Origin of the sequence: Mesorhizobium sp. M7A.F.Ca.US.002.01.1.1 (assembly GCF_004022955.1) — a bacterium.
Lineage (GTDB): Bacteria > Pseudomonadota > Alphaproteobacteria > Rhizobiales > Rhizobiaceae > Mesorhizobium > Mesorhizobium ciceri.
On the sequence record NZ_RZQE01000309.1, the window covers coordinates 1 to 7,116 of the forward strand.

General features: G+C 62.4%; 7 protein-coding genes. 5 read left to right on the forward strand and 2 right to left on the reverse strand.

The features are described from left to right. Positions 1–1,252: cytochrome ubiquinol oxidase subunit I (locus EN932_RS24565; protein ID WP_128369123.1), on the reverse strand; the 1,252-nt coding region annotated here is incomplete at its 3' end. A 265-nt stretch (positions 1,253–1,517) separates the two neighbouring features. On the opposite strand from EN932_RS24565, the gene EN932_RS24570 reads away from it, so the two are divergent. Continuing rightward, positions 1,518–3,011, forward strand: coding sequence for an ATP-binding cassette domain-containing protein (locus tag EN932_RS24570; RefSeq protein WP_164890603.1), 1,494 nt, complete (start codon positions 1,518–1,520; stop codon positions 3,009–3,011). Beyond that, complete coding sequence (locus EN932_RS24575; RefSeq protein ID WP_128369125.1) at positions 3,008–4,645, forward strand: ATP-binding cassette domain-containing protein; 1,638 nt, start codon at positions 3,008–3,010, stop codon at positions 4,643–4,645. Before EN932_RS24570 ends, EN932_RS24575 begins: the two co-directional genes overlap by 4 nt. A 13-nt stretch (positions 4,646–4,658) precedes the next feature. Here the strand turns inward: EN932_RS24575 and EN932_RS39570 are convergent, their stop codons facing one another. Beyond that, entirely contained in the window at positions 4,659–4,790 is a 132-nt protein-coding gene (locus tag EN932_RS39570) for a hypothetical protein (protein ID WP_281061552.1), read from the reverse strand. A gap of 18 nt (positions 4,791–4,808) precedes the next feature. Between EN932_RS39570 and EN932_RS24580 the strand changes: the two genes are divergently transcribed. The 3 genes from EN932_RS24580 to EN932_RS24590 form a co-directional block, all read left to right on the forward strand. Then, complete coding sequence (locus tag EN932_RS24580; RefSeq protein WP_245483320.1) at positions 4,809–5,315, forward strand: potassium channel family protein; 507 nt, start codon at positions 4,809–4,811, stop codon at positions 5,313–5,315. A 192-nt stretch (positions 5,316–5,507) separates the two neighbouring features. After that, positions 5,508–6,476 carry a GAF domain-containing protein gene (locus tag EN932_RS24585; RefSeq protein ID WP_128369126.1) on the forward strand — a complete coding sequence of 323 codons (969 nt, stop codon included), beginning with the start codon at positions 5,508–5,510 and terminating at the stop codon, positions 6,474–6,476. A gap of 143 nt (positions 6,477–6,619) precedes the next feature. Then, positions 6,620–7,116 (forward strand): aldehyde dehydrogenase family protein (locus EN932_RS24590; RefSeq protein ID WP_128369127.1); only part of this gene is annotated, 497 nt, incomplete at its 3' end.

Below are 7,116 nucleotides of genomic sequence, written 5' to 3' on the forward strand. Positions count from 1 at the left end.
GCGTCTCGCGCATCGTGTGCCAGAGCGAGAGCGCAAAGACCGCAAGCAGCAGGAAGGCGCACAGCACCATCAGCCGGAAAGTGAAGAAGATCGCCGGCACTTCTGGCACGGTCGACCACGCCGCTTGCTTGACCTGGTCGTCATTGGCCAGGCGCGGATCCTCGATGTAGCGCTTCAGCAGCAGGGCGTAGCCGAGATCCTTGCTCGTCGCGTCAAACGTTGCGCGTGCAACCGTGTCGGAATGGTTGACCTTGAGCTTTTCAAGCGCATCGTATGCGGTCAGCCCGTCGCGAATGCGCCCCTCGGCCTTCTGGACGAGTTCGAAGATGCCAGGAATTTCCTTGTCGATCGAGCGCGTACCGATAAGGCCCATGACCCAAGGAATATGTACGGCGAAATGGGTCGTGCGATCGGCCATGCTGGGGATGCCGAACGCGGTGAAGGAGGCAGGCGCCGGCTCGGTCTCCCACATCGCCTCCATGGCGGCGAGCTTCATTTTCTGGTTGTCGGTGATCGCGTAGCCGCTCTCGTCGCCGAGCACGATGACCGACAGTGACGAGGCGATGCCGAAGGCCGAGGCAATGACGAAGGAGCGTTTGGCAAGATCGATGTGTCGCCCGCGCAGCATATAGAAGGCCGACACACCGAGCACGAAGACAGCGCCGCAGACATAGCCCGCCGAAACCGTATGAACGAACTTGGCCTGTGCGACCGGGTTGAAGATGACGGCCACGAAGTCGGTCACTTCCATGCGCATCGTGTCCGGATTGAAGGCCGAGCCGACGGGGTTTTGCATCCAGCCATTGGCGATCAGAATCCACAGCGCCGAAAAATTGGTGCCCAGCGCGACAAGCCAGGTGACGACAAGGTGCCCGCGCGCCGAGAGCTTTTCCCAGCCGAAGAAGAACAGGCCGACGAAGGTCGCCTCCAGGAAGAACGCCATCAGGCCCTCGATCGCCAAGGGCGCACCGAACACATCGCCAACATAGTGGGAGTAGTAGGCCCAGTTCATGCCGAACTGGAATTCCATGGTGAGGCCGGTGGCGACGCCAAGCGCGAAATTGATGCCAAACAGCACACCCCAGAACTTGACCATGTCGCGCCAGATCGTGCGGCCGGTCATGACGTAGACCGTCTCCATCATCGCAAGCATGATCGACAGGCCCAGCGTCAGCGGGACGAATAGGAAGTGGTACATGGCCGTCAGCGCGAATTGCAACCGCGACAGTTCCACGAGCAATGGGCTGGTCATGCGAAAACTCCGTTAAACATCATCTCGATAACTCTGTTCTGGCGCCGAGCCTTTGACGTGAATCAATTCATTCGTGGCCCTGGCATGAGATTGAACTGTCATGCTTAAAGCCGTTCTGCATCGTCGCGACAAACGTCCAGCGGAGGCAAATCCGCCGGTGGAAACCAATTCTGGGGCGCCCACCCGCGGCCGAACGCTTTGCGTCGCGCACGGCCTTGCCGCTCCGGGCTTGCGTTCCTCCCTTGCATTGCAAGCAGCGCGCACAGTGCTGCGGCTTGCCTTCATCGGTCTGGCGGCCATGTTCGTTGGCGAGATGATCTCGGGCCGAGCCAACTGGCAGCTGCTCGGCGCGGCCTTGGCCAGCCTGATCCTCGGCTCGGTCATCGGCCTGGTGGCCGACCGCGCTGTCGCCAATACGGAAACGAAAGTCGCCAACGGCCTGCTTGAGGCGGCGCGCGGCGCCCTCGCCGCGGCTTCTCCCGGCGACATCCAGGCGATGCCGCTCGGGACATTGATCGCAGGACTTCAACGCTATCCGCGGGCCGTGGCAGGCCTGGCGGTCGGGCATCGCCTGGCGTCGCTCATGCTGGGGCTGGGGCCCCTGCTTGCCGCAGCCGCGATCATGGCCATCTCGTGGGAGGCGGCACTGGCGCTCATCGTGCTAACCCCTGTGATGATCGTCTTCTTCGTCCTCATCGGCGGTGCGATCCGCAGCGGCGCCGAAGCGCAGGAGAAGGCCTTCGGTCGCCTCGCCGCCCAGTTCGCCGATCGCATCCGCACCTTGCCGACAATCCTTGGAAACCATGCGCTAACGCGCGAAACGCGCAAGCTCACGGCGCGACTAAACATCTATGCCTCGGGCACGATGAGCGTGCTCAGGATTGCCTTCCTCAACGCCGGCATCATCGATTTCTTCTCTTCGCTGTCGATAGCGATCCTTGCCGTATTTCTTGGCCTCGGACATCTCAAGCTCATGAGTGTACCTGGCTTTGCCAACCTTCAGCTTTGGCAAAGCCTGTTCATCCTGATGATTGCGCCGGAGTATTTCGCTCCGTTCCGTCGCTACGCCGAGCAATATCACGCCAAGGCTGAAGGCCTCGCCGCCGCCGCAGCGCTCGACACGCTCGTTCTGGCTGCTCGCCCGCAATCCCAGGCTTTCGAAGCCGCCATCTTGACCCGCAATCTGGTCTCTGCCGCACCACCCCTGTCGCGGACCGGGCTGGTGGCCATCACCGGACCGAGCGGATCGGGCAAGTCCACCCTGCTGCGCCATCTTGCCAGGATCGGCTCCGCGCCATCCATCCAACAGGACGCTGATGAACGGCCGGAGATCGCATGGTGCTCCACCGACATCTATGTTCCGCAAGGCACGCTCGGCGACGCCATCGGCTGGGGAACCGGACCGTGTTGCCGGACCCGCCTGCTTCTGGCGGCAGGCAATGTCGGCCTTCTCGACGAAGTGCTTCTGCCCGGCGGGCTTGACGCGTCGATCAAGGCCGGCGGTGAAAACCTTTCTGGTGGGCAACGGCTGCGTATCGGCCTGGCGCGCGCCCTGATTTCGGGCCGCGCAATCTTCGCCGACGAGCCGACCGCCAAGCTTGACCCCGCCAATGCCGCGATGGTGCGCAACGCGCTTGTGCAGGCGGCGCGCAGCCGGCTCGTACTGGTGGCCACGCATGACAGGAGTCTAGCGTTGCTTGCCGGCAAAACGATCGACCTCGGGGTGGGCAACAGGCAAGCACGGGAGCGTGCCGCATGATTGACAGCGCTTCTCCGATTGTCCCCGAAACCAAGACCGGCTCGCCGGAAGAGCTCGCCCAAACCAAAGCTCCGTGGCGCCTCGCCCTGGTTTTGGCGTTTGCCGCCCTGGCGGGCGGAATCCTGCTGACCGGCGTGTCCATATGGTTTCTTGGCGCGGTCGCCCTGGTGGGCCTGACGCCTGCGGCGTTGACGTTCAACTTCCATGTGCCGGCCGCATTCATACGCCTCTTCGCCTTGACCCGGACGGCAGCCAAGTACGGCGAGCGCGTTGTCGGCCATCGGGCGGCGCTCACTGATCAGGTTCTGCGCCGCTCGACGCTTTTCACCGCAATGGCGTCAGCACCGTCCGTGCGCAGGGCCGGCTGGCAGCTTGGCAATCAGGACCGCCTTGCCGACTATCTCGACGACGTCGAGGACGTTGACTATGCGCGCCTGCGCGTCAGCCTGCCGTCGGCGACGCTTGGCGTCGCCATTGTCTTGCTTGTCGCGGCAACCCTGTGGATGACGCCATTGGCATTCGTGCCGATCCTGCTGCTCATCACGGCAAACATGGTCGGGGCGCGTTGCCTCGCAAAGCGAGCCACGGCGGATCTGGCGGCCGCGCGCGAAAGCAGGCAAGAGGCCTCCCGCCTGCTTGGCACCGCTATACAAGCCGTGGTGCCGTTGCAGGGCGAACGCCGCTGGGGTCTCACACTTGAAGCGCCGTTCGATGGCTATGCCAATGCCCAGACGCGCGCGTTGGTGCTACGCCACGGGCAGGCGCTGTACGATACGCTGGCCAACTGCTTGGCGCCATGCGCCATGCTGAGCATTCTGGTGTCCGCCTGGTTGTCGGGCCTGCGTGGTGAGGCCCTGCTGCCGACTGCCCTACTGGCCTTCGCCTGGCTGGCCGCTGCTGAATCTGTATTGGGCGCATCGAAGATTGTTGTCGCCTTCGCACGCGAGAAAGCAGCCCGGTCGGCTCTGGCTCAATGGAACACGCCGGACGGCGTAACGCACAAGCATGTCGCGGAACGGATTTCGTCGTTGACGTTGGACCGATTGCCGCGCCACGCACCGGATGGCCGGCTGATCGGCAGGCCAATCAGCGCGACTCTCAGGGCCGGCAGGCCAACTGTCCTGCATGGTGCCAGTGGCTGCGGCAAGACTTCCCTGTTGAAGCAAGTGGCTGGCTGGCTAGACGCTCGTGACGAATGCGTCCTGGGCGATGGCATCGAACTGAGTGAGGACGCGCGGCGCGCCATGAGTTGCTTCTGCACCCACGACGCGACGGTTCTCGCCGATACGGTACGCGAGAACCTATTTGCGCCACACGCCAGCGAAGATGAATTGTGGCGTGCGCTGGACGCAGTGGAACTTCAGGGTCGGATCAGGTCAGCTGGCGGCTTGGATGGCTGGATCACGCAGGATGTGCTGTCGCTCGGCGAGGCGCAGAGACTGAACCTCGCCCGCGTTTGGCTTTCCGACAGGCCCGTCATCCTCCTGGACGAACCGACCGAGCATCTTGCGGCCGAGCAGGGCAAGCGCATCCTCGATGCGCTGCTGCAGCGGCTGCGGCAACGCATCGTCATCTTCTCGAGCCATGACGACCTGACACCGAAAGGGGCCACAGCGATTAGACTGCGGGGGTAGATAATGAAATCCGCTATAGCCGTCGAAGAAAGGCGGCATCCTTGCCGCGCGGTACCGATCTCCGCTCCTCGGAGCCGATCTCGACCTTGGCGTCCTCGCGAAGAAAGGACGCAAGGTAGAGATCGATCTGGCTGAGCAATAGCACCCAATCTGCTGGCTATTCTTGAAATTCGCGGGCCGCCGCCAGCTTTTGATTTTGCGCAAGGAAGTTTGCCGCTGCGATTTCTACCTTCCGCGCATGGTCCTAAATCTGCTCATCGGCACTGTCGTCATAAGTTTGACCGTTCTCGTCCACACATTTGGTCTGATAGCCGTCACACACGCGATGGGGTACCTGGTCGCCCGGTTTCGCATGCACGGGCGCCGCAGCCGCATCGTCGCGATGATCAGCGTGGTGATGGGGCTCTTTGCGGTTATGACCGTAGAGGTCTGGCTTTGGGCCGAGCTCTACAGGTTGCTCGATATCTTCGCTGATTTCGAAACGGCGTTGTACTTTTCCACCATTACCTTCTCGACGGTTGGCTACGGCGACATCGTACCCGCCCATCAGTGGCGGGTCCTGGCCGCGCTTGAAGGCGTAAACGGGTTCCTGCTCATCGGCTGGTCCACGGCTTATCTGATCGCGGCCGGCACCCGTATCGGGCCGTTCAAGGCCGGCGAGCATTTCTGACCAACGATGCTCAGACTTGCTCCTGATCAATGATTGCGTGGCATTCTGTTGGTAGGCTTTGTCGTTGGGAGCTTAGGCAACAGGAAGCGATCTGCCTTTCTGCTTCTTTCGACGAATTGACTACGTGCTGATCGGACCGCAAACCGGTCGGCCAGGACGGAGGAAAGACATCAGGTTGCGGGAGGATAAGTAATGCGCGACGATCAATACGGTCATCATGCTGACCGCATCCAGGTGGCGATTGCCTCGGACGCTGCAGCGAAGTCCGCGCTGGTAGCCTCCTGGCGACGGTCGTCCAATTTGCATCGGCTCGATCCAGCGGACTGCAGTCCCCCACCCTATCTGACAGAGGCCGAACTGGGGCACGCCCGGCAACGCATCGAACCTCTCATCCAAGCTGCCCAATCGAGTCTCGACCGTCTCTATCTTGCTGTTGGCGGCATCGGATGCTGTGTCCTGCTCGCCGATCGTGACGGCGTACCGGTCGAACGGCGCGGCGCGGTCGTCGATGACGAGACGTTTCACTCCTGGGGCTTGTGGACTGGCTCCGTTTGGAATGAGGAGAGCCAGGGAACCAACGGTATCGGTACCTGTCTGGTCGAGCGGCGCGCGCTGACAATTCACCGCGACCAGCATTTCCATACGCGCAACACGTTGCTCAGTTGTACCACTGCTCCGATCCATGATCATGAAGGGAATCTAGTGGCAGCGCTTGACGTATCGTCCTGCCGGGCAGATCTGACGGAGGCCTTCGCCAATCTCATCTCGATGGCTGTCGTCGACGCGGCCCGTCGGATCGAAAGTGAAAACTTCAAGATGGCATTTCCAAAGGCGCGCATTCTGCTCGCGCCGGTGATCGACAAAGGTTCCGGCGTGCTGATTGCCGTCGACGCGGACGATCTCGTGGTCGGCGCGACCCGTTCGGCCCGCCTGGCGCTTGGCCTTACGCAGCAGTGTCTCGACAAACCGATGCCCGCCGCCGATCTGCTCGGCTGGGCTGAGAGTGACTCCAAAGTCCTCGCCGAGGCAGAGCGCGGAGCGCTGCAGCGTGCCCTCGCGCGCGCTAACGGAAACGTGTCCGCCGCGGCTCAAGCGCTTGGCATCAGCCGCGCGACGCTTCACCGCAAACTCAACCGCCTGGATGTCCACCGGTCTCACTGAACACCCAAGCGATCATGACTGTCGCAATTCTGCGACACATCATATCCGACCGCGGTGACCGGTGCCGTGACAACTGCGGGCGGAAATCGCAAGTCTCTTCCGAAGCGTCGCATCCCGCGACGTCAGCTTTGGGAGGAAGACTTATGAACAAGGTTGAATTTTCACGCTCGGTCAAGGCGCCCTTCGACAAGCGCTACGGCAATTTTATCGGCGGCAAATGGGCCGAGCCGCGGTCCGGCCGCTACTTCGAGAACTACTCACCGGTCAACGGTCAACTCCTGTGCGAAGTCGCGCGTTCGGATGCCCACGACATCGAGGCGGCTCTGGACGCCGCGCACGCGGCCAAGGATGCCTGGGGACGCACCAGCGTGGCTGAGCGCGCGCTCATCCTCAACCGCATCGCCGACCGCATGGAGGAGAACCTCGATCTCCTCGCCTGTGCCGAAACCTGGGACAACGGCAAGCCGGTCCGGGAAACGACAGCGGCCGACCTGCCTCTGGCCATCGACCATTTCCGCTATTTCGCAGGAGCGGTGCGCGGCCAGGAAGGCAGCCTCTCCCAGATCGACGACGACACCGTCGCCTATCATTTCCATGAGCCACTCGGCGTGGTCGGCCAGATCATCCCCTGGAACTTCCC